This window comes from Rubritepida flocculans DSM 14296 (assembly GCF_000425365.1).
GTDB classification, from domain to species: domain Bacteria; phylum Pseudomonadota; class Alphaproteobacteria; order Acetobacterales; family Acetobacteraceae; genus Roseococcus; species Roseococcus flocculans.
Genome location: NZ_AUDH01000074.1, coordinates 1 through 1,093 on the forward strand (window position 1 = coordinate 1; position 1,093 = coordinate 1,093).

1 protein-coding gene is annotated in these 1,093 nt (G+C 67.2%); it reads right to left on the reverse strand.

Going from position 1 to position 1,093, the window contains the following annotated elements:
- Positions 1–92: 92 nt before the first annotated feature.
- Positions 93–905: an IS5 family transposase gene (locus H596_RS0118915; RefSeq protein ID WP_027286190.1), complete on the reverse strand. Its 813-nt coding sequence runs from the start codon at positions 903–905 to the stop codon at positions 93–95.
- Between the last annotated feature and the right edge of the window lie 188 nt (positions 906–1,093).

The following is a 1,093-nucleotide window of genomic DNA, read 5'->3' on the forward strand; positions in this document are numbered from 1 at the left end:
GGTGGACGGCTCCTCTGCTCGCTGACGTCAACAGCCGCGAGCCTGGCACATCGATGCCGCTCAGGGGCCGTCCACCGCATCAGTCTCGAATCTCAAGAGCAACGAGCGATGCGCCGTAGCAGGATGATGGCGGAAGCGGCGTAGAGGAAGGCATTGGCCGACGCGATGGACGCCTCGAAGTCCTTGGCGAGCCTGCGATTTCGGCCGACCCACGCGAAGAACCGCTCAACCACCCAGCGCCGTGCGTGGACGGCGAAGCCCACCTGGCCCTTGGGTTTGCGCACGATCTTGCCCCGGATGGCTGTGGCCTTGGCGACGCGCTCGCCGGCATAGCCGCTATCCATGAAGGCGAGTTCCACGAATGGCCAGGACCGGCGCGAGCGACGCATCAGCGGCGGCGCGCCGTCGCGGTCCTGGACGTTGGCGGGATGGTTGTCGAGCGTCAGTCCGCGGCCGTCGGTGTCCACCATCGCGTGCCGCTTGCGGCCCTTGATCTTCTTGCCCGCGTCGTAGCCGCGCGGGCCGCCGCTCTCGGTCGTCTTGACGCTTTGGCTGTCGACGACGGCTGCGGTTGGGCTGGCCTCGCGGCCCGCGCGCTCGCGATCGAGCATGACGAGGTGATGGTTGATGGTCTCGAACACGCCGCCATCGCGCAGCAGGACGAACCAGCGATAGACGGTGCGCCAGGGCGGGAAGCTGTCGGGCAGGAGGCGCCAGGTGCAGCCGGCGCGCAATACGTAGCAGATGGCGTTGGCGATCTCGCGCAGCGGCCATGCCCGTCGCCGCCCGCGACAGACCGCAGCGGGCAGCAAGGGTTCCAGCACACGCCATTCCGCGTCGGTCAGGTCACTCGCATAGCGCAGGCCCGCGCGGCTATGCTGCCGCCGGGTGGCCGGGGTCCACATCGTTCAATTCGTCCAAGGTCTCGCAGCCCGGTCGAATCATGATGCGGCTCGGCGATCCAGCCCCATTAGCGTCATATCGAAGGTGTTTCGAGACAGCCTCTAGGCCGCGTGGACAAACCTGATCCACAGTCGGATTGAGGACAGTGTGGCGAAGCCGAGGAAGCTGTCGGCGGTCTGGTCGTAGCGGG